Origin of the sequence: Streptosporangium sp. NPDC000239 (assembly GCF_040300765.1) — a bacterium.
Lineage (GTDB): Bacteria > Actinomycetota > Actinomycetes > Streptosporangiales > Streptosporangiaceae > Streptosporangium.
This window is the reverse complement of the sequence record NZ_JBEPEI010000002.1, coordinates 687,469-711,068: the sequence shown is the minus strand read 5'-3', so window position 1 is coordinate 711,068 and position 23,600 is coordinate 687,469. Positions and strand designations below refer to the sequence as shown.

General features: G+C 70.1%; 19 protein-coding genes. 13 read left to right on the top strand and 6 right to left on the bottom strand.

What is annotated here, in order from left to right:
* Positions 1-21: 21 nt before the first annotated feature.
* Genes ABT340_RS08720 through ABT340_RS08710 form a run of 3 tightly spaced genes read left to right on the top strand, consistent with a single transcriptional unit; the run spans position 22 to position 5,340 of the window.
* Positions 22-2,598, top strand: a complete 2,577-nt coding sequence (locus tag ABT340_RS08720) for a N,N-dimethylformamidase beta subunit family domain-containing protein (protein WP_352010072.1) — start codon at positions 22-24, stop codon at positions 2,596-2,598.
* Complete coding sequence (locus ABT340_RS08715; protein WP_352010071.1) at positions 2,591-4,342, top strand: CocE/NonD family hydrolase; 1,752 nt, start codon at positions 2,591-2,593, stop codon at positions 4,340-4,342. Before ABT340_RS08720 ends, ABT340_RS08715 begins: the two co-directional genes overlap by 8 nt.
* Positions 4,342-5,340: an aldo/keto reductase gene (locus tag ABT340_RS08710; protein ID WP_352010070.1), complete on the top strand. Its 999-nt coding sequence runs from the start codon at positions 4,342-4,344 to the stop codon at positions 5,338-5,340. The genes ABT340_RS08715 and ABT340_RS08710 overlap by 1 nt, the downstream gene beginning before the upstream one ends.
* A gap of 136 nt (positions 5,341-5,476) precedes the next feature.
* Here the strand turns inward: ABT340_RS08710 and ABT340_RS08705 are convergent, their stop codons facing one another.
* Both ABT340_RS08705 and ABT340_RS08700 read right to left on the bottom strand, forming a co-directional pair.
* A complete protein-coding gene (locus tag ABT340_RS08705) occupies positions 5,477-5,941 on the bottom strand; it encodes a hypothetical protein (RefSeq protein WP_352010069.1) in 465 nt (154 codons plus the stop codon).
* A 479-nt stretch (positions 5,942-6,420) separates the two neighbouring features.
* A complete protein-coding gene (locus tag ABT340_RS08700) occupies positions 6,421-7,074 on the bottom strand; it encodes an FHA domain-containing protein (RefSeq protein WP_352010068.1) in 654 nt (217 codons plus the stop codon).
* Positions 7,075-7,255: 181 nt separating this feature from the next.
* Between ABT340_RS08700 and ABT340_RS08695 the strand changes: the two genes are divergently transcribed.
* The 3 genes from ABT340_RS08695 (at position 7,256) to ABT340_RS08685 (ending at position 10,025) form a co-directional block, all read left to right on the top strand.
* Positions 7,256-8,377 carry a citrate/2-methylcitrate synthase gene (locus tag ABT340_RS08695; protein WP_352010067.1) on the top strand — a complete coding sequence of 374 codons (1,122 nt, stop codon included), beginning with the start codon at positions 7,256-7,258 and terminating at the stop codon, positions 8,375-8,377.
* A gap of 43 nt (positions 8,378-8,420) precedes the next feature.
* Entirely contained in the window at positions 8,421-8,708 is a 288-nt protein-coding gene (locus ABT340_RS08690; RefSeq protein ID WP_352010066.1) for a DUF3017 domain-containing protein, read from the top strand.
* Between the two features lie 102 nt (positions 8,709-8,810).
* On the top strand, positions 8,811-10,025 hold the full coding sequence (locus ABT340_RS08685; protein ID WP_352010065.1) for an NADP-dependent isocitrate dehydrogenase: 1,215 nt from the start codon (positions 8,811-8,813) through the stop codon (positions 10,023-10,025).
* A 108-nt stretch (positions 10,026-10,133) separates the two neighbouring features.
* Here ABT340_RS08685 and ABT340_RS08680 read toward each other — a convergent pair whose 3' ends face one another.
* Positions 10,134-11,663: an RNA polymerase sigma factor gene (locus ABT340_RS08680; protein WP_352010064.1), complete on the bottom strand. Its 1,530-nt coding sequence runs from the start codon at positions 11,661-11,663 to the stop codon at positions 10,134-10,136.
* 198 nt (positions 11,664-11,861) lie between these two features.
* On the opposite strand from ABT340_RS08680, the gene ABT340_RS08675 reads away from it, so the two are divergent.
* Positions 11,862-14,087: a protein kinase domain-containing protein gene (locus ABT340_RS08675; RefSeq protein WP_352010063.1), complete on the top strand. Its 2,226-nt coding sequence runs from the start codon at positions 11,862-11,864 to the stop codon at positions 14,085-14,087.
* 2 nt (positions 14,088-14,089) lie between these two features.
* On the opposite strand, the gene ABT340_RS08670 is transcribed toward ABT340_RS08675, so the two are convergent.
* On the bottom strand, positions 14,090-14,617 hold the full coding sequence (locus ABT340_RS08670) for a PadR family transcriptional regulator (protein WP_352010062.1): 528 nt from the start codon (positions 14,615-14,617) through the stop codon (positions 14,090-14,092).
* A 55-nt stretch (positions 14,618-14,672) separates the two neighbouring features.
* Here ABT340_RS08670 and ABT340_RS08665 point away from each other — a divergent pair, with 55 nt between their 5' ends.
* The 3 genes from ABT340_RS08665 to ABT340_RS08655 all read left to right on the top strand — a co-directional run bounded on the left by ABT340_RS08665 (position 14,673) and on the right by ABT340_RS08655 (position 18,151).
* Entirely contained in the window at positions 14,673-16,133 is a 1,461-nt protein-coding gene (locus ABT340_RS08665) for an MDR family MFS transporter (protein ID WP_352010061.1), read from the top strand.
* 41 nt (positions 16,134-16,174) lie between these two features.
* Positions 16,175-17,152 carry a malate dehydrogenase gene (locus ABT340_RS08660; protein ID WP_352010060.1) on the top strand — a complete coding sequence of 326 codons (978 nt, stop codon included), beginning with the start codon at positions 16,175-16,177 and terminating at the stop codon, positions 17,150-17,152.
* A gap of 240 nt (positions 17,153-17,392) precedes the next feature.
* A complete protein-coding gene (locus ABT340_RS08655; protein WP_352010059.1) occupies positions 17,393-18,151 on the top strand; it encodes a hypothetical protein in 759 nt (252 codons plus the stop codon).
* A 463-nt stretch (positions 18,152-18,614) separates the two neighbouring features.
* Here the strand turns inward: ABT340_RS08655 and galE are convergent, their stop codons facing one another.
* Positions 18,615-19,577 (bottom strand): UDP-glucose 4-epimerase GalE, encoded by a 963-nt coding sequence (gene galE / locus ABT340_RS08650; protein WP_352010058.1) that lies wholly within the window; start codon positions 19,575-19,577, stop codon positions 18,615-18,617.
* Positions 19,578-19,699: 122 nt separating this feature from the next.
* Here galE and ABT340_RS08645 point away from each other — a divergent pair, with 122 nt between their 5' ends.
* The 3 genes from ABT340_RS08645 to ABT340_RS08635 all read left to right on the top strand — a co-directional run bounded on the left by ABT340_RS08645 (position 19,700) and on the right by ABT340_RS08635 (position 23,050).
* On the top strand, positions 19,700-21,013 hold the full coding sequence (locus tag ABT340_RS08645) for a hemolysin family protein (RefSeq protein ID WP_352010057.1): 1,314 nt from the start codon (positions 19,700-19,702) through the stop codon (positions 21,011-21,013).
* 14 nt (positions 21,014-21,027) lie between these two features.
* Entirely contained in the window at positions 21,028-22,032 is a 1,005-nt protein-coding gene (gene trpS, locus ABT340_RS08640; protein WP_352010056.1) for a tryptophan--tRNA ligase, read from the top strand.
* 73 nt (positions 22,033-22,105) lie between these two features.
* Positions 22,106-23,050: a YihY/virulence factor BrkB family protein gene (locus tag ABT340_RS08635; protein ID WP_352010055.1), complete on the top strand. Its 945-nt coding sequence runs from the start codon at positions 22,106-22,108 to the stop codon at positions 23,048-23,050.
* 4 nt (positions 23,051-23,054) lie between these two features.
* Here ABT340_RS08635 and ABT340_RS08630 read toward each other — a convergent pair whose 3' ends face one another.
* Positions 23,055-23,597, bottom strand: a complete 543-nt coding sequence (locus ABT340_RS08630; RefSeq protein WP_352010054.1) for a hypothetical protein — start codon at positions 23,595-23,597, stop codon at positions 23,055-23,057.
* Positions 23,598-23,600: the final 3 nt, after the last annotated feature.

The window sequence follows — 23,600 nt, the reverse complement described above, 5'->3', positions numbered from 1 at the left end:
CCTGCTGCCTAGCGTTAAGTCATGGAATCCTCAGTTGTGGGCATTAGGGCGCGGTTCGCCGAACGCCGCGTCGAGCAGCTACGTTCGTTGATCACCGAGGACCTGGTGACCGCGTGGATCCACGATCCTGAGGCGGTTCACCGGGAGCCGCTGAGTCTGCTGGCGAACTTCCTCGGCCAGCGGGCCGCGACCGAGCGCCTGTCCGTCTACGAACAGACCAGGCGCGAGGTCTGGCGGCTGGTCCGCCCTCCGGCGCGGCGCGGCGAGACCTACCGGCTCGCCGACCGGCGGGAGTTCACCAGCCTCAACGAGGCACGTGAGGCGGGCCTGCGGCGCGAGCTGTTCGACGTCTTCGGCTGGGGAGAGCCCTCACAGGACGCGATCGACGGGCCGGAGCTACGGCACGAGGGACCGGTCCTGCTCGGTTACGCCGACCGGGTGAGCGCGGCCCCCGGCGACCGGATCACGTTCATGGTCAGCGCCGAACAGGTCGCCGAGTACACCACCGAACTGGTCCGGGTGCGGCACACCGACGACAACCCGGAAAGCCCCGGTGTCCGGATCGAGCAGGTGCCCGACGTCTGGCAGGGCCGCCACACCGGCCGGGAACAGCGGGTACGGCTCGGCTCGCACATCGCCGTCCGCGACCCGCACGGCGCGACCACGGGCGCGGACGGCTTCACCGTCGCCGCCTACATCTACCCGACCTGCGTGACAGGCAGGCCGCAGGTCGTGGTGTCCCGCTGGGAGGAGGGCCCGCGTGGTTACGCGCTCGGCCTGGACGAGACCGGGCGGCTGACCCTCTGGCTCGGCGACGGCTCCGGCGAGAGCGCGGTCCACGCCGAGACCCCCCTCCCCCTGCACCGCTGGTACGGCGTCGCCGCCTCCTACGACCCGGAGACCGGGCGCGCCACACTGGTCGCCCGGCCGCTGGTGACCGGGGTGAACAGCCGGGTGAGCCCGATCGTGGTCGACGACCGGCCCCAGGTGACCGAGCAGGACGTCGAGGGCGGTTTCGCCCCGGCCGAGCACGGTGACCTGCTGTTCGCGGCCCGCACCCCCGAGGACGACCACTACAACGGCAAGATCGAACGGCCCGGCGTGTGGCCGTACCCGCTGGCCAGGGCCGCGCTGGTGGTCGCGGTCTCCGACGACCACGACGCCCCGCTGCGCTGGTCCTTCGAGCCGGGGGAGACCGCGGCGTCGCTGGTCGTGCCGTGCGTCGGCCGTCCCGGCCTGGACGGCAGGCTGGTGAACCTGCCGGTGCGCGGGGTGACCGGGCGTCACTTCACCGGCCGGATCGAGCACTACGCCGCCGACCCGCGCGGATACGCCGCGATCCACTTCCACGAGGACTCCCTGGCCGACGCCGGATGGGAGCCGAGCCACGAGTTCACCGTTCCCGACGACCTGCCGAGCGGCGTCTACGCCCTGCAGGTCACGGCGGCCGACGGCTCCTGCGAGCGGGGCATCCCGTTCGTGGTGCGTCCCCGCCCGGGAACCGCCACCGGCAGGCTCGCCCTGCTCCTGCCGACCGCGACCTACCTGGCCTACTCCAACGAGCGCGGCCTCGGCCACGTGCCGGTCGTCCCCGACGGCACGGTGTTCCTCGAACACCGCTACGACCTGGGGCACTCGGCCTACGCGAGGTACACCGACGGCAGCGGCGTGAGCTACATCTCGTGGAGCCGCCCGATCCTCACCCTGGCGCCGGGCTTCCGCGTCCACCTGTCGCCGTTCATGCTGGCCTCCGACCTGTACTTCCTGGACTGGCTCACCGAGCTCGGCTACTCCTTCGACGTCATCACCGACCACGACCTGCACGCCGAGGGCGTGGACCTGCTGCGCCCCTACGCCGGGGTGATCAGCGGCAGCCACCCGGAGTACGCCACCGAGCAGATGATCGACGCCATCGAGACGTACGTCGACGGCGGCGGCAACTTCGCCTACCTGGGCGGCAACGGCTACTACTGGGTGGTCTCCTTCCACCCCGAGCTGCCGCACGTGATGGAGCTGCGCCGCGGTGAGAACGGCACCAGGAGCTGGCAGGCCCAGACCGGCGAGCACCACCACGCCACCACCGGTGAGCGCGGCGGCCTGTGGATGAACCGCAGCCGCCCGCCGCAGAAGGTGTTCGGCGTCGGCTTCAGCGCCCAGGGCAGCGGCCCCTCCGGCCGCTACCGGATCGGCCCCGACGCCGTGCCGGAGGACCTGAAGCACCTGCTGGACGGCGTGCCCGAGGTGTTCGGCGACTCCGGGCTGGACGGCGGAGGCTCGGCCGGCGGCGAGATCGACCGCTACGACCTCTCGCTGGGCAGCCCGCCCGAGGCGGTCGTGCTGGCCACCTCAGAGGGACTGCTCGACGGCTACCAGTTCGCCGTGGAGGAGCTGAGCGGCACGCACCCGGGCCACGGCGGATCGGAGGATCCCGAGGTCCGCTCCGACATCGTCTACTTCCACACCCGTGGCGGCGGCTCCGTGTTCGCCACGGGCTCGATCTCCTACAGCGGTGGGCTTTCGGCCCACGGCTACGACAACGGGATCTCCAGGATCACCCGCAACGTTCTCGACCACTGGCTGGGTAAGAAGAATGATTGAGTCGCTCTCGGTCGACCGGATGGTCGCCATCCCGATGCGGGACGGCACCGTCCTGCGCGCCGACATCTACCGTCCGGTCGGGCAGCGCTGCCCCGCCCTGATCTTCCGCACGCCGTACGACCGCACGGGCCTGGGCATGTACGGCACGCTCGCCCTGCGGGCGGCCTCCAGCGGCTTCGCCGTCGTGATGCAGGACACCCGGGGCCGGGGCGCCTCGGGGGGCCGGTTCACACCGTTCGTCCACGAACGCGAGGACGGCTACGACTCGATCGACTGGGTCGCCTCCCAGTCCTGGTGCGACGGCAACGTGGGCATGTTCGGCGGCTCCTACGACGGGGTGACCCAGTGGCAGGCCGCCATGTCCGGGCACCCGGCGCTGAAGGCGATCGCCCCGAACGTCACGGCCTCCAGCTACCACCACGGCTGGGTCTACCGGGGTGGCGCGTTCCAGCTCAGCTTCAGCCTGGGCTGGACGCTCTCGCTCGCCGCGCACAACGCCGCCCGTGACCCCTCGGTCTCCGGCGAGGTGCGCGGGGCGCTGACCGACGCCCTGGACGACCTGCAGGACACGGTGCTGACGCTGCCCCTGGACAGGCACCCCTACCTCGACGGTGTCGCGCCGTACTACCGGGAGTGGCTCAAGCACCCCACCTACGACGAGTTCTGGGAGCGGCTCGACGTCTCCCGCGCCTACCCCCAGATCAACGTGGCCGCGTTCAACATGGGCGGCTGGTACGACACCTTCCTCGGCGGCACCCTGGCGAACTTCGCGGGCATGCGCGCCGAGGGCGGCGAGGCGGTACGCGACCGGCAGCGGCTGCTCGTCGGGCCGTGGCCGCACGAGGGCCTGTTCAGCGGCAACCCGGTCGGCTCGTGGAACTTCGGCGGACGCTCGACCGGAGGCGCCCTCGACGTGGACGGCCTGCAGCTTCGCTGGTTCGACCGGTGGCTGCGCGACGGCGGCGACTCGGCGGGGGAGGACCCGCCGGTTCTGCTGTACGCCATGGGGGCCGGTCAGTGGCGGGTCGCCGACTCCTGGCCGCTGCCGGGCACCGACTACCAGGACTGGTACCTGCACAGCGGCGGCCGGGCCAACACGCTGCACGGCGACGGACGCCTGTCCAGGGACAGCCCCGGTGCGGAGCAGCCGCCGGACAGCTACGTCTACAACCCGCGCAACCCGGTCCCCACGCTGGGCGGCTCGTTGTGCTGCAGCCCGGTGCACACCAAGGGTGGCGTCTACGACCAGCGTCCGATCGAGGAGCGCGAGGACGTGCTCGTCTACACCAGCGAGCCGCTCGGCGAGCCGCTGGACGTCACCGGCCCGGTCTCGGTGGTACTGCACGCCAGCACCTCCGCGCTGGACACCGACTGGACCGCCAAGCTGGTCGACGTCGGCCCCTGCGGCTACGCCCGCAACATCACCGACGGCATCCTGCGCGCCAGCCACCGCGACCCGAAGGCCGGGCTGAACCCGGTCGTCCCGGGAGAGATCGTGGAGTACCACCTCGACCTCGGCGCGACCAGCAACGTGTTCCAGCCGGGGCACCGCATCCGGGTGGAGATCTCCAGCAGCAACTTCCCGCACTTCGACCGCAACCCCAACACCGGTGAGCTGCCCGGCAGGTCCACCGAGATGATCAGCGCGTTGCAGAACATCCATCACGCGGGCCTCAACCTCTCCCGTGTCGTGCTGCCGGTCGTCAGCCCGGAGGCGACGCGTCCCTACCACACGGAGCACTGATGTCCATCAACGAATTCCGCCGGCTCGGCCGTACCGGGCTGGAGATCAGCTCGGTCGGCTTCGGCAGCTGGGTCACCGGCGGCCCGGGGCTGATGGGCTGGGGCTCCCAGTCCGACGAGGACTCGATCGCCGCCATCCACCGCGCCGTGGCGGGCGGGGTGAACTGGGTGGACACGGCGGCGGTGTACGGCTTCGGCCACTCGGAGACGGTCGTCGGCCGCGCCGTGGCCGCGCTGCCCGCCGCCGACCGGCCGCTGCTGTTCACCAAGTGCGGCCTGGTCTGGGACGAGAACGGCGTGGAGAGCCAGAACCTCACCCCGGAGTCGATCCGGCGTGAGTGCGAGGACTCGCTGCGCCGCCTGGGCGTCGACCACGTCGACCTGTACCAGATCCACGCCCCCGACCCGCAGGGCCCGCCCATCGAGGAGTCCTGGGGCACCGTGCTCGAACTGGTGAAGGAGGGCAAGGTCCGGCACGCCGGGGTGTCCAACTTCGACGTCGAGCTGCTGGAACGGTGCGAGGCGGTCGGTCCCGTCGAGACCCTCCAGCCGCCGCTCTCGCTGATCCACCGTGACTCGGCGGCCGACGTGATCCCGTGGTGCGCCGAGCACGACACCGGAGTGATCGTCTACAGCCCGATGGCGGCCGGTCTGCTGACCGGCACGTTCACCGCCGAGCGGGCCGCCGCGCTGCCGTCCGACGACTGGCGCTCGCGCAACGACGAGTACAGGGAGCCGGCCCTGTCGCGCAACCTGGCGCTCCAGGAGGCTCTGCGGCCGATCGCGGAGCGCCACGGGGTGCCGGTCGGCGCGGTGGCGGCGGCCTGGACGACGACGGTGCCGGGGGTGACGGCGGCGATCGTCGGCGCCCGTAACCCGGGACAGGTGGACGGCTGGCTGCCCGCCGGATCGCTCAGCCTCACCCGGGAGGACCTGGCCGAGCTGGTGGCGGCGCTGCGGGAGACCGGTGCGGGGAGGGGTCCCGTCCCGGAGGCCTAGATGTGAACGGAAGCGGGCCGGGCGGAGTCTCTCCGCCCGGCCCGTTCTCGTCCCCGGCCCGCTCCGGGTGACGTCCCACGAACGGGCGTGGGCCGGGTGGAGACTCTCCACCCGGCCCACGCCGCCCCCCAACCGATCAGGTGTGGCGCGGCACGTTCTCGTCCGAGGCGTAGGACGGGTTCAGCGACAGCGCGATGAACGTGAACGGGCGGTTCACGTAGTTGAACCCGAGCGGGCAGTGCCGGGTGCCCGCGGGGATGAACACCGAGCCGGTCGTGTTGACCGTGTGCCGCTCGCCCTCGATGTCGAGGTACAGCTCCGCGCCGAGGTCGTGGATGTTGTCGGGGTCGTTGCCCATCCAGATGAGGACCTCGTCGTAGGTGTGCTCGTGGTCGTTGACCCAGTGCACCTGCTCCGTCGTCGGGTTGATCCAGCTGTAGGCCATGTGGACCGTGCTGAGGTCCACATCGATGGAGCGCATCAGTCCGAAGGGGTCGCCGATGTTGGCCGGACGCTCGCCGCCCGCGGCGGCGCCCTCGTTCACCAGGTCGTCGGCGCAGTCCCGCATGTGATGGACGAACAGGTGATCGTACTTGCCCATGCCTCTCCTCGCTCCTTCACGTCAAGCGGTCGTTTCCGCACTTGAATGGTGCTTCTTGGGGCATAGGCGGAAAAAGACACTTATGACAGCGCTCATGTCACTGAACCTGTCATCAAGGGAACGATCCGGTCGTCAGTACCGGGCTCCGCGGCCGGAAAGGGCCATGAGATGAGCGCGAATCCGCTGGTCAGCGCGTTGGGCCGGTTCGCGGGCGAACGCGGGGGCCGGTCAGGAGATCGTCACTGAGCGGCCGACACTCGCCGTGGTCTGTCACTTTTTGCCGGTTTCTGGCGGGCCGTGCCGTCCCGGCCGTGAAGGGCCGCGCGGGCCCGGTCCGAAGGTCACGCGGGACGCGGTCACGCCGCCCCGAAGAAGGCTGCGGACATGACGGAGCACGGTGTGCCGGAGGGAGGCACACCGTACGCTCGTGCCGACGGAACACCCTGCCCCAGACCCGGGGGCGGGACACCGGTCGCGGGCTAGGAGGCCCGGCGGTTGGCCGTCGTGGTCGCGGGTTGCGGCTCCGGAGGACCCGCCGCGCGTTGCGGCGGCACCACCGGAGTCGGCCTGACCAGACCGAGGGCGACCACTTCGTTGGCCAGCCGCGTTCGGCGGTTGGTGCCCTCGGGTATCCGGAACTTCTGGTACAGCCGCAGCAGATGCTGTTTGACCGCGGCCTCGGTCACCACCAGGTCGTCGGCGATCTCCCGCGCGGTCGCGGGAGCGACGAACGCCTCGTCGGAGAGGGCTGGACGGCACAGTGATGTCAGCACGTCCACCTCCCGGCGAGTCAGCTCGGGCGCCGCTGCGCGGCGCAGTTCGACCTCTGGGGCGAAGTCCTCGCGCGGGACCCCGCCTATCCTGCCCCTCGCGGCGCCGAAGGAGACGACGTCGCCGTCGTCGAGCACCCTTCTCGCGATCGGCCTGCCGTTAACCCGTGTGCCGTTGCGGGACAGGCCCAGATCAACGACATACAGGTAGGGGCCGCGCCGGACGAATTCCGCGTGCAGCCGGGAAACACTTGGATCGTTGAGCCGGATGTCTACTCCCCGGCCACGCCCGATCGTCGTGATCTCGGGGCGCAACGGGACAACCTCGCCTGTGTCCTCGATGCGTATGAACGGCCCCTCCACGGCAGTTCCTCCCCAGGTAGCCCGCCGTAACTATTCCTACAGCTGCGGCTTACCCAAACGAGGGGAAGGGGAATCGCCTTTGCCGTGAGGAGAATCCCACGTGAAATTGGCCTTGACCTCTTGGGAAGGTTTGTCCTGCTCACAGGTAGACTTCGCTGGAAGAAAAGCGGAGGAAACAGTCATGGCGGACAAGCCCACAAAAGGTCTCGCAGATGTCGTAGCCGCGTCCACGGCGCTCAGCGACATCGACGGACAGGCCGGTCGTCTCTTCTACCGCGGTTACGACATCCACGATCTCGCGGGCCGTACGACCTTCGAGGAGACCGCGCACCTGCTCCAGCACGGCAGCCTCCCGACCAGGGAGCAACTCGCCGACTACGGCGCCGAACTCGTCAGGGGGCGCACGCTCGGCGCGCTCGCCGAGGCGAACATCCCGGAGATCGCGGACAAGCAGGCTCCCATGGAGGCGCTGCGCACGCTGGTCTCGCTGGCCTCGGGCGACGATCCGGACAAGGATTCCAACAGCCCGGAGGCCAACCTTCGCAAGGCGGCCAGGCTCACCGCCCAGCAGCCGATCCTGGTGGCCCGCTACCACGCGGCCAGGACCGGCGCCGAGATCCCCGAGCCCGACCCCGAGTTGAGCGTCGCCGCCAACTTCCTGCTCCAGATCACCGGCCGGGTCCCCGACCCGCACGCCGTCGAGATCTTCGACACCTGCCTGGTCCTGCACGCCGACCACACCATGAACGCCTCGACCTTCGCCGCCCGCGTCTGCGCCGCGACGCTCTCGGACATGCACTCGGCCATCGTGGCGGCCATCGGCACCCTGAAGGGCCCCCTGCACGGAGGCGCGAACGAGCAGGTCATGCGCACCCTTGAGGCGCTGGACCCGGCCTCGGTCGCCCAGTCCGTGCGTGACAGGCTCGCCGCCCACGAGAAGATCATGGGCTTCGGGCACCGGGTCTACAAGACGGAGGACCCGCGCGCGACGCACCTGCGCAGGATGTCGCGGGAGCTCGCCGAGGCCTCCGGCGACGACACCTACTACCGGATGTCCAAGGAGATGGAGGAGGTCGTCTTCGAGACGAAGGGCCTCTACCCGAACGTGGACTTCTACGCGGCGACCGTTTACCACTATCTCGGTATCCCGACCGACCTGTTCACTCCCGTCTTCTCGGTCAGTCGCATGTCAGGATGGACCGCACATGTCATCGAACAACACGCGGACAACCGTCTGATTCGCCCGGACAGTGAGTACGTCGGCGAGCGTGACCAGAAGTGGAAGCCGATCGACGAGCGATGAGCCGGACACGGGAAACGCAGGAGAACGGGCGCGGAGGCGAACGGTGAACGCGGGCGGTGTCCCCAGGGAACGGTGGGGACCGTACCCCGTGGTCCTGGCCGGCGCGGTTCTCGCGGTGGTCTTCGCCGTGCTGGCCGACCCCGAGTGGGGAGGTTTCGCCCTCGGCGCCGTCATGGCGCTGGGCGCGCTGCTGCGCCTGGGCGGGGGAGGGCGGCTCGCCGTACGCCGCAAGGCGACCGACGCCGTCACCTTGGCGATCTTCGGCATCGCGCTGATGGTGGGATCGCTGTTGTTGCAGTATCCGTGGCTCATGCCGCGATATGGCAGATGACAGGGGGCGTCGCAGGGCGGTCAAACCCGTCCGATAGCCTCAACGGCCAGTGAGCCTCAAGGACTGTCTGGCCAGTGTTAGTTCAGAAGGGGAACCACACGCATGCCCAAGATCAAGGTAGAGGGTCCCGTCGTCGAGCTTGACGGCGACGAGATGACCCGGATCATCTGGCAGTTCATCAAGGACCAGCTGATCCTTCCCTACCTGGACGTCGACCTGAAGTACTACGACCTCGGGATCGAGCACCGTGACGCGACCGACGACCAGGTGACGATCGACGCCGCCAACGCGATCAAGCAGTACGGCGTCGGCGTCAAGTGCGCCACGATCACTCCGGACGAGGCCCGGGTCGAGGAGTTCGGCCTCAAGAAGATGTGGAAGTCCCCGAACGGGACGATCCGTAACATCCTCGGCGGTGTCATCTTCCGCGAGCCGATCATCATGTCCAACGTGCCGAGGCTCGTGCCCGGCTGGACCAAGCCGATCGTCGTCGGCCGTCACGCCTTCGGTGACCAGTACCGCGCCACCGACCTGAAGGTCCCCGGCGAGGGCACGCTGACCCTCACCTTCACCCCGAAGGACGGCTCCGAGCCGATCGAGCTCGACGTCTACGACTTCCCCGGCGGCGGTGTCGCGCTGGCCATGTACAACCTGGACGAGTCGATCCGCGACTTCGCGCGGGCGTCCATGCGGTACGGCCTGGCCCGCAACTACCCGGTCTACCTCTCCACGAAGAACACGATCCTCAAGGCCTACGACGGCCGCTTCAAGGACATCTTCGCCGAGGTCTACGAGACCGAGTTCAAGGCCGAGTTCGAGGCCGCGGGCATCACCTACGAGCACCGTCTGATCGACGACATGGTCGCCGCGGCGCTCAAGTGGGAGGGCGGCTACGTCTGGGCCTGCAAGAACTACGACGGTGACGTCCAGTCCGACACCGTCGCCCAGGGCTTCGGCTCGCTGGGCCTGATGACCTCCGTCCTGCTGACCCCCGACGGCCGCACCGTCGAGGCCGAGGCGGCTCACGGCACCGTGACCCGTCACTACCGTCAGCACCAGAAGGGCAACCCCACCTCCACCAACCCGATCGCCTCGATCTTCGCGTGGACCCGGGGCCTGGCCCACCGCGGCAAGCTCGACAACACCCCCGCGGTGATCGACTTCGCCGAGAAGCTGGAGCAGGTCTGCGTCGAGACCGTCGAGGGCGGTCAGATGACCAAGGACCTCGCCCTCCTGGTCGGCGGCGACGCCAAGTGGCTGACCACCCAGGACTTCCTGGGGGCCCTGGACGAGAACCTCAAGAGGAAGATGGCCTGAGAGGTCGTTCCTCACGCGGAGGGGTCGCCGTCACGGCGGCCCCTCTCCTTCTTCCGTGCCACGAACGCGCAGGAAGCGGTCCCCGTGCCGGGAAACCCGAGGCCGCGCTCACGGCTCGGTCAGGTCGCCGAGCACGATCGAGTCCCCGTCCGGCAGCCCGGCGATCCGGTGCAGCCGTCCGGTGATCGCGTCGACCCTGAAGAAGCCGAGCAGGTCCCCGGTCCGCCTGTCGGTCAGCTTGACGACGACCTCGCGGACGTTCGCCCAGCCGACGACCTCGGCGGAGGTGGGGTCGCCCAGCGAGGGCATCGGCAGGTCCTTGAAGACCTTCCTGGTCCTGGCATCGATGACGTGCAGGCGGTCGCTGTCGTCCCCGCCCGGTTTGACGGCGGCGGTGAACCTCCCGCTCGGCGAGTCACGCCAGACCCGGTAGGTCTGCCGCATCCAGTCGGCCGCCTTCTCCGCGGCCGTCGCCTGGCCCGCGGGCAGCGACGTCGTGGCGCCGGTGGCGAAGTCGGTCCGCAGCCGCCGTCCGTTCAGTTCGACGACGAAGAAGCCGCCGTCGCGCGAGACGCTCACCCCGGTCCCCGTCTCGGTGTCGGAGGGGGCCAGGACCGGCGACAGGTACTTCTTCTCGCCGCTGCTCAGGTCGTGGGCGACGTAACGGCCCTCCGCGGCGCTGAGATAGGCGATACGCCGCCCGTCCCCGCTGACCGCGGGTGACAGGCTCCAGTAGCTCCAGTCGTCGCCGTGCGCCAGATGCTGGGCCGCGTCGGGCACCTTCACGGTGGACTCGCAGTGGCCGGGACGCTCGCACTCGACCGACTCAAGCGCGGGACGGCCCTCGTCGCCCCCGGCCAGCTTCAGCGTCCAGCCCGCACAGGTGACCTTCCCCGCCCGGGAGGGTGCGGGCCTGCCGTCGGTCGAGGCGCCGTCGTCGGGACACTTGTCCGGTACGGCGTAGCGGATCGTGAACGACGTACGGGGGGTCTGCCAGGCCTGCGGGCCGGGACCCACGGCCGACCCCACCCCGGCCGAGGCGATCTGGTTGCTCTCACCGAGCGCGGAGTTCCACACCTGCCCCTGCTGCAGGGTGAAGGCGATGAGACCCACCGGGATCAGGCCCGCGACCGTGGTCAGGAGCACCCCCCGGACGCGGCGGCGGCGCAGCGCCCGCACGGACCTGACGGCGAGGTCGGGGACCGACGCCTCGGCCGCCGTGGCGGCCAGCCTGGTGGTCAGCCGCTTGGCGTCGCCCTTGGCCAGGGTGGTCACCGCCTCGGAGACCTCCGTCTCCACGGCCTCCCGGGACAGGCCCAGGGCGGTGGCCACCTCCTCGGGGGTCCTGCCGTCGTGCAGGCACGCCACGGCGATCACCCGCCGGACCGGCGGGAGCCGCAGCAGGGCCGTGGCCCTCGTCGTGACGGGCCGCCGCAGATAGCGGCGGTACATCGTGATCTGGGCGTGAACGGTGGGGTTCTCCCAGAGGGTCGGGGGCCAGCTCAGCCCGACGGAGCGCAGGGACCACAGGACGAGCCGCAAGGCCTGGTCGTGGCTACCGGTCAGGAGCAGGGCCGTACCGACCAGGAGACGCTGATCGCGCTGGATGAAGTCGCGATAACCCGTGTATCGGCGCATCAAGGATTGGCTCCGCTTTGACTGAAGGAACGGTCAACGGTAGCGATCTAAGCGCGTGCCGCGCCATCTTGGGGTGGTTTGTCGGTAATCGGGCAGGTCGGCGTGTCCAGATGACCCGCCACAGACCGTACAAGACGGAGATGGGGGCGCGGGGTCGTAAAGTTTGGCTGGTCGGGGAGTCACCGGATCGTGAGGACGATGATGCCGCAGATCGCGCCGCTGGGGGCGGGGGAACCGCACCAGCTCGGGCAGTTCCGCATTGTCGGCCGGATCGGGGAGGGCGGCCAGGGGATCGTCTACCTGGGCGAGACCCCCGAGGGGGAACGGGCGGCGATCAAGCTGCTGCACGTGAAGTTCTCCGGCGACACGATCGCCAGGTCCCGCTTCGCCAGGGAGGCGCGAGCCGCCCGCCGGGTCGCCTCCTTCTGCACGGCGGGCGTGATCGACGTCGACCTGGACGGCGACACCCCCTACATCGCCAGCGAGTACATCGAGGGCAGGTCGCTGCGGGAGGTCGTCGAGGCCGAGGGGCCGCTGCGCGGCACCGCGCTGCAGCGCCTGGCCGTCGGCACCGCGACCGCCCTGACCGCCATCCACCAGGCCGCGATCGTGCACCGCGACTTCAAGCCGGACAACGTGCTCATCGCCGCCGACGGGCCCAGGGTCGTCGACTTCGGCATCGCCCGCGTCATCGACTCGACCGGCACGATCACCAGCAGGGCCATCGGCACCCCCGCCTACATGGCCCCGGAGCAGGTCTCCGGGGGCGACGTCGGGCCGCACACGGACGTCTTCGCGTGGGGGGCGACCATCGCCTTCGCCGCGACGGGCGAGACGGCGTTCGCGGGCGGTTCGATCGCGGTGGTGCTCAACCGCATCCTCAACCACGAGGTCGACCTCGGCGACCTGCCCGAGCCGCTGCGCGGCGTGGCCGCGGCGGCGCTGTCCAAGGCGCCCGGCGAGCGCCCCTCCGCCGACCAGATCCTGCTGCGCCTGCTCGGCCACCCGGAGACCGTCAACGCCTCGCCCGCGGTGCTCAACGAGGGGGCGCAGGTCGCGGGCCCCGAGGACGCCACCAACCCCATCAGGATGCCCGTCTCCGAGTCGCCGCCGACCGTGCAGATCCCGCGCCCCCCGCAGTCCTCGCTCTCCCAGATCTCCCGCCCGCGGATCCCGTCGGCCGAGCACCCCCAGGCTGAGCGCTCCCAGCCCGAACGTCCTCAGGCCGAGTGGTCCCAGACTGAGCGCCCCCAGACTGAGCGCCCCCAGACCGAGTGGTCCCAGGTCGAGCGCCCCCAGGCCGAGCGGTCCCAGCCTGAGTGGTCCCAGCCCGAACGTCCCCAGGCCGAGCGGTCCCAGCCTGAGTGGTCCCAGGCCGAGCGGTTCCCGGTGTACGGCGAGCGGCCGGCCCAGCATCAGACAGGGCCGGCGCAGCCCGCCTACGGCTCGTCCGGGGGGTACGCCGAGCAGCCGCCGAACTGGCAGGCGACGGTCGCGAACCAGGCCTCCTCCCCGGAGCCCCGGCGGCGTTCGCGGGGACGCTGGATCGCGGCGGCGGTGGCCGTCCTGCTGGTCGCGGGAGCGGGCGCGGTCGCCTACTTCTCGGGCTGGCTGCCGGGGCTGGCCGGACGCGTCCAGCAGTCGACCCTGACCCCGGTCACGCCGAGCCCGAAGACCTTCTCCTCGGTCGTGGACAAGGCGGCGAGCACCCACCGGCTGACCATCGGCATGCGTGACTTCCTGCCCGGCGTCGCGCTGAACAACGAAGGCACCTGGCAGGGGTTCGAGGTTGATCTGGCGACCGCGATCGCCAAGAAGCTCGACGTGCCGGCGAGCGGGATCACCTTCAGGGGCACCTCCCGCGAGGAACGGCCGAAGCTGCTGGCCTCAGGGGACCTCGACCTGGTCATCTCGACCTACTCGATCAACAAGACGGACGCCGTCACCTTCGCCGGGCCGTACTACGTGGCGCACGTGGACGTGCTCGTCAAGGGAGGTTCGGCGATCTCCTCCGTGGCGGACCTCGAAGGCCGCAAGCTCTGCCAGCCGGGGGCGAGCGCCTCGGTCGGTGCCCTGCAGGACGTGGTCAAGCGCCTGGACCTGGTCGCCGCGAGCACCTACACCGAGTGCATGAACATGCTGCTGGCCGGGGACGTGGACGCGATCCCCGGCGACGACCTGGTGCTGGCGGGCTTCGCCGACCGCGAGAGCATCCGCTACAAGGTGGTCGGGCTCAAACTCACCGACGAGCGCTACGCGGTGGCCCTGCGCAAGGGCGACCAGCGCACCTGCAAGGCGGTCCAGGGCGCGATCGTGAGCCTCTACCGCGACGGCACCATCAGCAGGCTGCTCGACCGTCACTTCTCCAAGGTGGACTTCTCCACCAGGGAGGACACCCTTCCCGCGATGGCCGGGTGCGGCTGAGGTCAGCCCTGTCCGGCCGACTTCTCGATCTCGGCCGCGGTCTCCTCGGCCCAGTCGTGCAGCAGACGGGTCTGCCGGATGCCCAGATCAAGGGCGTACCGTCCGAAACCGGGCTTGCGCCAGACGGAGGCCTTGGCGCGGATGGCCTCAAGCTCGGCCATTTTGGCGGCGAGCACCTCGGCCTGCCCGCGCAGCAGCGCGACGGCCTCGTGCGGTTCGATCGTGGGCAGCAGGAAGGCGCGCAGCGCCGTCTCACTGCGGTGCATGCGTGAGGGCTGTTCGTCCAGCATCCACGCGCGCAGCTCCGCCGAGCCCTCCTTGGTGATCGCGTAGCTCTTCCTGCCGCGCGGTCCGGCCTCCTCGACCGTGACCAGTCCCTCGGCGGCCATCTTGTTCAGCTCGGGATAGATCTGGCTGTGCCGGGCCTGCCAGGCGTTGCTGATCGAACTCTCGAAGAGCTTGGTCAGGTCGTAGCCGCTTGAGGGTCCCGCGGCGGTCAACAGGCCCAGGAGCGCGATCCGGAGAGACATGCCCTCATCATAGCTACGCATTGACATGTCAGGACTGACACGTCACTATCAACATGTGTCTACCGACGTATTGAATCCTCCCGTGGAGACCCGGCCCGCGAAGAACGGGCTGTTGCTGCTCGCCGTACTCGGCGGCATGTTCCTGGCCATGCTCGACCAGACGATCGTGGGAACGGCGCTACCCCGGATCGTCCAGGAACTCGGCGGCGCAGGCCTGTACACCTGGGTCGTGACCGCCTACCTGCTGACCTCGACGATCACCGTCCCCCTGTACGGCAGGCTGTCGGACACCTACGGCCGCAAGCCCCTGCTGCTGACCGGGGTCACGCTCTTCCTGGTCGGTTCCGCGCTGTGCGGCGCGGCGCAGGACATGGGTCAGCTCATCGCCTTCCGCGCCCTGCAGGGACTGGGGGCCGGGGCGCTGCTGCCGCTGTCCCTCGCGCTGGTCGCCGACCTGTTCCCGCCCGGCAGGAGCGGCCGGGTGCAGGGCGCCCTGGGCGGGGTGATGGCGTTGAGCTACATCGCCGGGCCCTTCCTCGGCGGACTGTTCACCGACCAGGCGAGCTGGCGCTGGGCCTTCCTGGTCAACCTGCCCATCGGCGTCGCCCTCATCGCGATCATCGTCGCCAGGCTGCCGCACACCGCCGGGCAGGGACGGGGCACCCGTCCCGACTACCTCGGCATCGCCGTCTTCAGCGTGGCGATCAGCGTGCTGCTCATCGGCCTGACCGAGAAGGGGATCGACGGGCACACCTGGACCAGCGCTCCCGTGCTGTGGCCCGTCCTGGGCTCCGTCGCGCTGCTGGCGCTGTTCGTCCTCGTCGAGAGCCGGGCCCAGGCGCCGATCATCCCGCTCGAACTGTTCCGCGTCCGCACCTACGCCCTGGCCAACGTCGCCTCCTTCTTCACCGCGTTCTGCCTGTACGCCGGGGTGGTCTTCCTGCCGCGCTACTTCCAGGAGTCCGTCGGCCTGAGCGCGACCGAGTCAGGCCTGCGCATCTACCCGCTCATGCTCGGGATGGTCGTGGGCAGCGCGGGCACCGGCCTGCTCATCACCAGGAGCATGCGTTACCGGCCGTGGCTGATCTGCGGGGCGTTCCTCATCGCGGCCGGGGCCCTGCTGTGCTCCGGGATCACCGCCGGGACCTCGGGTGTCCTGCTCGCCGGATGGATGGCGCTGCTCGGCCTCGGCATGGGGCCGATGTTGTCCGGCCTGACCGTCGCGGTGCAGTTCGCGGTTCCGCCCAGGTTCATCGGCACCGCGAGCGCCAACCTGACCTTCTTCCGGCAGATCGGCGGCTCGGTCGCCCTGGCCCTGGCCGGAACGCTCTACGCCTCCGTCGTCAGGCAGGAGGCGCCCCTGCGCGGACTGAGCGCGGCGCACGCGGCGGCGACCGCGAACGTCGTCCCCTGGCTCGCCGTCAGCGGGGCCGTCGTGGCGCTGATCGCCCTGATCGCGCTGCCCTCCGGCCGGATCAAGGTACTCGCCGCGAGGTCGGCGACCGTCGACGGGTAACATCCGAACGTCGCAATTCATCCTACGAGTGGGGGAAGGTCATGGCCCAGACTCCCGTAAAGGTCACCGTCACCGGCGCCGCCGGTCAGATCGGCTACGCGCTGCTGTTCCGCATCGCGTCGGGCCAGTTGCTGGGCGCCGACGTCCCGGTCAAGCTGAGCCTGCTGGAGATCCCGCAGGCGGTCAAGGCCGCCGAGGGCACCGCGATGGAGCTCGACGACTGCGCCTTCCCGCTGCTGAGCGGCATCGAGGTCACCGACGACGCCAACAAGGCCTTCGACGGCGCCAGCGTCGCCCTGCTGGTCGGCGCCCGCCCCCGTACGGCGGGCATGGAGCGCGGCGACCTGCTGCAGGCCAACGGCGGCATCTTCGGCCCGCAGGGCAAGGCCATCAACGACAACGCGGCCGACGACATCCGTGTCCTGGTCGTGGGCAACCCGGCCAACACCAACGCCCTCATCGCCCAGCAGCACGCCCCCGACGTCCCGGCCGAGCGCTTCACCGCGATGACCCGCCTCGACCACAACCGCGCGCTGTCCCAGCTCGCCGCCAAGCTCCAGGTCCCGGTCACCGAGATCAAGAAGATGACCATCTGGGGCAACCACTCCGCCACGCAGTACCCCGACCTCTACCACGCCGAGGTCGGTGGCAAGATCGCCGCCGAGCAGGTGGACGAGGCCTGGCTGCGCGACACCTTCATCCCGACCGTCGCCAAGCGCGGCGCCGCGATCATCGAGGCCCGGGGCGCCTCCTCGGCGGCCTCCGCCGCCAACGCCGCGATCGACCACGTCTACGACTGGGTCAACGGCTCCGAGTGGACCTCCGCCGCCATCCCCTCCGACGGCTCCTACGGCGTGCCCGAGGGCCTCATCTCCTCCTTCCCCGTCATCTCCCGTGACGGCAGGTGGGAGATCGTCCAGGGTCTGGAGATCGACGCCTTCTCCCGCGAGCGCATCGACGCCTCGGTGCGCGAGCTTGAGGAGGAGCGCGCCGCCGTACGCGAGCTCGGTCTCATCTGATCCGAGCGGTCGCGTTCCGCACGCGAGAGGGGGTCCCGGTCCGCCGGGGCCCCCTCTCGCGTCTCCCCGGGTGAACCGGTTCAGGTCTCCAGAGCGTCGGCGGGCGGCGTGTCAGCATGCCCCGGGAGGGTGTCTCGCGTTGAATGACCACTGACGTTCGGGGGATCGGTGTTCACAGCGTATGGTGCGGGGCGTTTTGTCGCCGCAGTTGTAGGTTTTGCCCTTTTCGCGGCTTTCGTAATGCCGGGGGCGGCTCAGGCGGAGAACAGGGGAGAAAGACCCGGTGGAGCGGACCTTTCGGTACGGATCCACGCCCTACCGGGAGTGGCGCAACCAGGGCAACCACTGTCCTACCGGGTGGAGGTGCACAACGCGGGCCCGGAGGACGCGGTGCTTCCCCTCCTCGTCGTACGGCTACCGCACGGCGTGGACGTCCTCAGCGTCAACGTCGCCGAATGCGTGCCGGGCAGGACGACCAACGAGGTGATCTGCCCCTCCCAGCAGGACGTCCTGGCCGGGACCGACGGCGGGGTGACCATCAGCGGCATCGTCAGGACCGGCGCGCACGGCCCGCTGACCGCCACCGCCGCCCTCACCTCCGAGGTGATCGACGCCGACGAGACGAACAACTCGGCCCGGCTCACCACCCAGGTCGACGAGGGCGCCGACCTGGCCGTACGGCTGGCGCGCAAGACCCGGCAGGGCCGCCTGGTGACGATGGACGCCGTGGTCCACAACCGGGGTCCCAGAACCGTCAGGGACGCCTCCGTCTTCCTGCGCACCGTCAAGGCGCGCTTCCTGTCGGCCGAGGGGGCGCGCTGCCACGCGTACGCGGGCTACGTCGGCTGCGCGCTGGGCGCGGTCGGCTCGGGCAGCCGGATCAACCTCAGACTCGCCTTCCGCGCCAGAAGAACGGCCCCCAAGGCCAAGGCGACGGTCTACTCCTCCCACGTGGGAGACCGCCGCCCGGCGAACAACATGGCGCGCATCAGGTTGTGACTCTTTGCTCCGCCTGGCGGCGTCGCGGGCTGTGTCTCTTTGCTCCGCCTGGCGGCGTCGCGGGCTTGGGCGCTTCGGGTCGGTGCTTTCCCTCGTCGTTCGTCCGCTTCGCTCCCTCACTCCTCAGTCCAAGCACCGACGCGCCCAAGCCGTGTCTCTTTGCTCCGCCTTCGGCGTCGCGGGCTTGGGCGCTTCGGGTCGGTGTCTTCCCTCGTCACTCCGTCGCTGCGCTCCTGCGTTCCTCAGTCCAGACACCGACGCGCCCAAGCCGGGCCTCTTTGCGACGCCTGGCGGCGTCGCGGGCTTGGGCGCCCTGAGTCGGTGCTTTCCCTCGTCGTTCGTCCGCTTCGCTCCCTCACTCCTCAGTCCAAGCACCGACGCGCCCAAGCCGACACCCCTCACACACGGCACCGGTAGGGCCAAGATCAAACCCCTCGCACCCGGTGCGGGGGAGGAGTTGTGGTCAGGGGGTCTGTAGGGCGGTCCAGGCGTCGGTGACTATTTCCTTGAGGGTCGGGTGCTCGGGCTTCCAGCCGAGGTCGCGTTGGATCTTCTCGGAGGAGGCGACGAGTACGGCCGGGTCGCCTGGCCTGCGGTCGAGTTCGACGGCGGGGATCGGGTGGCCGGTGACCTCGCGGCAGACCGACAGCACCTCGCGGACGGAGAAGCCGGTGCCGCTGCCCAGGTTGTAGATCCTGTGCTCGCCGGGGGAGCAGGCGTTCAGCGCCAGCAGGTGCGCCCTGGCCAGGTCGGCGACGTGGACGTAGTCGCGCACGCATGTCCCGTCGGGCGTGGGGTAGTCCGTGCCGAACAGGCTGACCGTCTCGCGCCCGCCGAGCGCGACGGCGAGGACGTTAGGGATCAGGTGGGTCTCCACGGTGTGCCGTTCGCGGTAGGTTCGCCCGTCCGGCGCGGTGTAGGCGCCGCCCACGTTGAAGTAGCGCAGGCTCACCGCGGCCAGGCCGTACAGGCCGGCGAAGGCGGTCAGGGCCGTGTCGACCGCGAGCTTGGAGGCGCCGTAGGGGTTGGTCGGCCGGGTCGGGTCGGTCTCCAGGATGGGGGAGCGCTCCGGCTCGCCGTACGTCGCGGCGGTGGAGGAGAAGACGATCCGGCCGACTCCGGCGGCCCGCATGGCGTCGAGCAGGGCGAGGGTGCCGCCGAGGTTGTGCCCCCAGTACAGGCCGGGCTTGTCGACGGACTCGCCGACCAGGGACCTGGCCGCGAAGTGCAGGACACCGTCCACGCCGGTCAGCACGCCGGAGGCGTCGGTGATCGACCCCTGGACGAACCGCGCGCCGGAGGGGACCGCGTCGGCGTGACCGGTGGAGAGGTCGTCGAGCACGACGACCTCGTGGCCCGCCTCGACGAGCTGCGCCGCCACGACGCTCCCGATATATCCGGCACCACCGGTGACCAGCAGCTTCACAAGACCTCCTGTTTGATGATGTGGGTATGTGTTTATTTTTGTGAGGACGGTGCCAGCATATGCTTGCACCTCAAATATCGGCCACAGTCGGAACGGGCGGCGGCCATGACGGAGACAATCTCGTGAACAACGTCCTGGCGAACGCGGCCCTGGTCCTGGTCTTCATCCTGGTCGGGGGTTTCTTCGCGGCGGCGGAGATGGCGATGGTCTCCCTCAGGGAGAGCCAGGTGCGCAGGCTGGAGACCCGGGGGCGCAGGGGCGCCAGGGCCGCCAGACTCGCCCACGACCCGAACCGCTTCCTGTCCGCGGTCCAGATCGGCGTGACCGTGGCGACCATGCTCTCGGCGGCCTTCGGCGCCGACACCCTCGCCAGGGAGTTCCAGCCGGTCGTGGCCGGCTGGGGGGTGCCCACGGCGGTCGCGGCCCCGCTGGCCCTGGTGCTGGTGACGCTGGCGATCTCCTACTTCTCGCTGGTGCTCGGCGAACTGGTGCCCAAGCGGATCGCCAGACAGCGGGCCGAGGGCATCTCGCTGCTGGTCGCGCCCTTCCTCGACCGGGTCGCCGCGCTGTCGCGCCCGGTCATCTGGGCGCTGTCCACCTCGACCGACGTCGTGGTCAGGACGCTGGGCGGCGACCCGGAGGCCGACCGCGAGGAGATCACGACCGAGGAACTGCGCGACATGGTCGTCGGCCACCACGAGCTGACCCAGGACGAGCGCGACCTGATCGCGGAGGTCTTCGCCGCGGCCAAGCGCCAGCTCCGCGAGGTGATGCTGCCGCGCACCGAGGTCGAGTTCATGGCGGTCGACACCCCGCTGGCCGAGGCCGCGGTGCTGGCCGCGGCGATGCCGCACTCCCGCTTCCCCGTCTACCGCGACTCCTACGACGACGTCGTGGGGTTCGTGCACATCAGGGACCTGCTCGACCCGGTGCTGACCGGGTCCATCGAGCCGATCAGCGAACTGGTGCCGATCCGCCCGGTCAAGCTCGTCCCCACCAGCAAACGTGTCCTGACCACGCTGTCGGAGATGCGCGGGGAGGGGCACCACCTGGCGATCGTGATCGACGAGTACGGCGGGACGGCGGGCATCGTCACGCTTGAGGACCTGGTCGAGGAACTGGTCGGCGACATCCGTGACGAGCACGACGTCCAGCACAAGCGGGTGGCGCTGCCCGCGGGGGAGGTCGAGCTGGACGGCCTGGCCAACCTCGACATGGTCGAGGCGGAGACCGGAATCAGGCTCCCCGACGGGCCGTACGAGACACTCGCCGGGTTCGTCATGGCCGCCCTGGGACACCTGCCCTCGACGGGAGAGCGAGTCGAGATCCCCGGGTTCGAGCTGTCGGTCACCGGAATGGACGGCCGCAGAGCGTCAAGAATCCGGATAAAGCGTCGAGCGCCCGCGTCCGGCGCACCGAACACTCCCGACAGCTGACACAATTACCAGCTATGGCCAGTCCCCGTGTCCTCTCCGGAATCCAGCCCACCGCAGACTCCTTCCACCTGGGCAACTACCTCGGCGCGGTGCGTCAGTACGTCGCCATGCAGGAGGGGTTCGACGCCTTCTACTGCGTCGTCGACCTGCACGCGATCACGGTGGACTACCAGCCCGAGGACCTGCGCAGGCGCAGCAGGATCGCCGCCGCCCAGCTGTTCGCCGCGGGTCTCGACCCCGAGCGCTCGACGGTCTTCGTGCAGAGCCACGTCCGTGAGCACACCGAGCTGGCCTGGGTGCTGATCTGCCTCACCGGCATGGGCGAGGCGGCCAGGATGACCCAGTTCAAGGACAAGTCCGCCCGCTACGGCGAGGGCTCGGCCAGCGTCGGCCTGTTCACCTACCCCATCCTGCAGGCGGCCGACATCCTGCTCTACCAGGCCGACCAGGTCCCGGTCGGAGCCGACCAGAAGCAGCACCTCGAACTCACCCGCGACCTGGCCCAGCGCTTCAACCACCGCTTCGGCGAGACCTTCACGCTGCCCAAGCCGCACATCGTCAAGGACGTCGAGAAGATCACCGACCTGCAGGACCCGACGGCGAAGATGTCCAAGTCGTCCTCCTCGCCCGGCGGCATCCTCGACCTGCTCGAACAGCCGGGGCCGCTGCGCAAGAAGGTCATGCGCGCCGTCACCGACACCGGTTCCGAGGTCCTGGCCGACGACGAGAACAAGCCCGGCGTCACCAACCTGCTGCGCATCCAGTCGGCCCTGACCGGCACGCCGATCCCCGAGCTTGAGGCCCGCTACGCCGGGCAGGGCTACGGCACGTTCAAGAAGGACGTCGCCGAGGCCGTGGTCGACACCTTCACCCCGATCAGGGAGCGCACCGAGAAGCTGCTCGCCGACGAGGCCGAGCTCGACCGGATGCTCGCCGTCGGCGCCGCACGGGCCCGCGCGGTCGCCGCGGAGACCATGGCCAAGGTCCGCGACCGGGTGGGGTTCCTGCCCACCGTCTGACGCCTCCCGCCCCGGGCCGTACGTTCCACGTAGTCATACGTACGGCCCGGCGGTATTTGGGTAGGTGACGCGCGTGACAAGCGTGCGAGAGCGGATCGTCGCGATCCGTGAGCGGGGCAGGGCGACGATCGCCTCGGAGCGGATCAGGCGTCCCTGGTTCGACCATCTGATCAGAACCGTGCAGCGTTACCAGCTCCAGTCGGGTGACCGGCTGGCCGGAGCGGTGACCTACTTCGCCTTCCTGTCGTTCTTCCCGATCATCGCGCTGGCCTTCGCGGTCTTCGGCTACTTCCTCTCCGTACGGCCGGACGCCATCGCGACGTTGCAGCAGGCCATCGACCAGTACCTCCCCGGGCTGGCCGACCAGCTGCCGATCAAGCAGATCGCCGACTCCCGCGGCAGCGCCGGGGTCATCGGCCTGTTCGGTCTGCTCTACGCGGGGCTCGGCGCGATCGACGCGCTGCGCGGCGCGCTCCGCGAGATGTCGATGACCGCCGAACCCCCGCTCAACTTCCTCCTGGCCAAGCTCAGGGACCTGGCCGCCTTCGTCCTGGTCGGCGTCACGATGATCGCTTCCGTGCTGGTCGGCGGAGTCGCCACCCAGGCGGGCGGGTTCGTCGCGGAGAAGCTGGGCCTGTCCGCCTCGATCGCGGGGAGCTGGTCACTGTGGCTGCTCGGCGTGGCGGTCGGCCTGCTCGCCGACACCGTTCTCTTCGTGATCGTCCTGCGCTGGATGGGCCGGTCGCGGCAGCCGTTCGGGGTGGTCGTGCGGGGCGCGCTGCTGGGCGCGGTCGGCTTCGGCATCCTGAAGCAGCTGGCCGCGCTGATCCTGTCGCGGACCCTCAACAACCCCATCTACGGGGTGTTCGCGGTGATGGTCGGCCTGCTGATCTGGATCAACCTCTCCGCCAGGGTGATCCTCTACGCGGCCGCCTGGACGGAGACCGCGAGGCTCGGCCCGCCGCCGGACCCGACCCCCATCCCCGACGCGGGCGCGCTGGGCGGGGAGCCGGCCTGAGGGCTCAGCCCGCCTCCGCCTCCGCGTCCGGGGACCGGCAGACCGTCCGCTCCGAGGTGAGCGGACACGGTATGGTCCCCGAACGGGTCACGACCACGACCTTGACGCCCGGCGGGACGGCGAGGGTGTAGTCGGCCCGGCAGGGCGGGGAGGGCGCCCACGGCGGGCCGTAGCCGGGGCAGTCGAGGTCGACCCGCAGCGTCTTGCCCTTCTCCCACACCTCCCGCATCGTGCGGGAGACCTGGGTCGAGGTGAGCTTCTGCCGCACCGTGAGCCTGCCCGCCGTACCGGGGGTGACGCTGACGCCGACCGGGCCGGTGGCGTCCACGATGACCCAGGGGGCGGCCAGCGAGTAGACCTTCGTGCTCTCGCCGTCCGAGGTCCCCCGGCTTTCGATGAGGGAGGAGCCGAAGGATCCGGGGTAGACGAAGTCGTAGGCGCGGGGCAGCTCGATCTGGCCCCAGGTCGTGACGGCGAGCCCGAGTACGAGGGCGACGCTGAGCGCCCCGCCGACGACGATCCAGGCGGCCCTGACACCGGTTCGCATGCC

Bases quoted from the DNA above. Each gene is read 5' to 3' on its own strand.
- ABT340_RS08695 (WP_352010067.1), top strand. From the start codon at position 7,256: ATGGCGGACAAGCCCACAAAAGGTCTCGCAGATGTCGTAGCCGCGTCC.
- ABT340_RS08715 (WP_352010071.1), top strand. From the start codon at position 2,591: ATGATTGAGTCGCTCTCGGTCGACCGGATGGTCGCCATCCCGATGCGG.
- ABT340_RS08720 (WP_352010072.1), top strand. From the start codon at position 22: ATGGAATCCTCAGTTGTGGGCATTAGGGCGCGGTTCGCCGAACGCCGC.
- ABT340_RS08655 (WP_352010059.1), top strand. From the start codon at position 17,393: ATGCCGGGGGCGGCTCAGGCGGAGAACAGGGGAGAAAGACCCGGTGGA.
- ABT340_RS08675 (WP_352010063.1), top strand. From the start codon at position 11,862: ATGATGCCGCAGATCGCGCCGCTGGGGGCGGGGGAACCGCACCAGCTC.
- ABT340_RS08685 (WP_352010065.1), top strand. From the start codon at position 8,811: ATGCCCAAGATCAAGGTAGAGGGTCCCGTCGTCGAGCTTGACGGCGAC.
- ABT340_RS08630 (WP_352010054.1), bottom strand. From the start codon at position 23,597: ATGCGAACCGGTGTCAGGGCCGCCTGGATCGTCGTCGGCGGGGCGCTC.
- trpS (WP_352010056.1), top strand. From the start codon at position 21,028: ATGGCCAGTCCCCGTGTCCTCTCCGGAATCCAGCCCACCGCAGACTCC.
- ABT340_RS08710 (WP_352010070.1), top strand. From the start codon at position 4,342: ATGTCCATCAACGAATTCCGCCGGCTCGGCCGTACCGGGCTGGAGATC.
- ABT340_RS08680 (WP_352010064.1), bottom strand. From the start codon at position 11,663: ATGCGCCGATACACGGGTTATCGCGACTTCATCCAGCGCGATCAGCGT.
- ABT340_RS08660 (WP_352010060.1), top strand. From the start codon at position 16,175: ATGGCCCAGACTCCCGTAAAGGTCACCGTCACCGGCGCCGCCGGTCAG.
- ABT340_RS08705 (WP_352010069.1), bottom strand. From the start codon at position 5,941: ATGGGCAAGTACGATCACCTGTTCGTCCATCACATGCGGGACTGCGCC.
- ABT340_RS08670 (WP_352010062.1), bottom strand. From the start codon at position 14,617: ATGTCTCTCCGGATCGCGCTCCTGGGCCTGTTGACCGCCGCGGGACCC.